The following is a 767-nucleotide window of genomic DNA, read 5'->3' on the forward strand; positions in this document are numbered from 1 at the left end:
GCGCTTCGGGCGGGCGGGGGCCGTCAGCGCAGCCCGCGGTGGCGCAGCCGCGCCGGCCGCCCGTCCGTTCGGCGATTTCGACGGCATCGACGAATTCGGCTTCCTCGACGACGGAGCCTGGCTGTGAGCGCCGACCGCCGCAAGGGCGCGGCCGCGCTGGTCTACGATCCGAACGGCGGCGACAGCGCGCCGCGCGTGGTCGCCAAGGGCTACGGGCTGGTGGCGGAGATGATCGTCGCGCGGGCGCGCGAGGCCGGGCTGTACGTGCATACGGCGCCCGAGATGGTGTCGCTGCTGATGCAGGTCGATCTCGACGACCGGATCCCGCCCGCGCTGTATCAGGCCGTGGCCGAACTGCTGGCCTGGCTCTACTCGCTCGAACGCGCGGCCCCGCGCGACGGCGGCCAGCCCGACGACGGCAGCGCGTTTCCGGCGCTGCCGCAGCCCAAGCGCTGACTGGCCGGCCGGGCTTGCCAAGCCGGCCCGGGTTGGACGCGGCAGCGCGGCTGCACGGTTTCAAGCGTGGCGGCTGCGCCCGAATCGCGCTGTCGCGTCCCGCCCCGTTCCGCCCCGCTTGGTTTCCCCGTCTTACGAACGCACCGCCACGCCGCTGCCGCCCGCGGCCGGCGGCGCCGGCCGCTGCGCGCCGCTCCCCGTCTGACGCAGCGCCAGCTCCCCGTCCCTCGGATCCTTGCGGCGCCCGTTTTCTTCGAGCCACCGCTGCCGGTGCGACTTCAAGATCGCGCCGCGTGCGTCGGGCGAGCGCA

The 767-nt window shown here is 75.0% G+C and carries 1 protein-coding gene; it reads left to right on the forward strand.

Annotated features, from left to right (window positions below; all coding sequences use genetic code 11):
- Positions 1-123 precede the first annotated feature (123 nt).
- Positions 124-456: an EscU/YscU/HrcU family type III secretion system export apparatus switch protein gene (locus G3N92_RS34755; protein ID WP_206131965.1), complete on the forward strand. Its 333-nt coding sequence runs from the start codon at positions 124-126 to the stop codon at positions 454-456.
- Positions 457-767 lie beyond the last annotated feature (311 nt).

Source organism: Burkholderia sp. Ac-20379 (assembly GCF_017104645.1).
Lineage (GTDB): Bacteria > Pseudomonadota > Gammaproteobacteria > Burkholderiales > Burkholderiaceae > Burkholderia.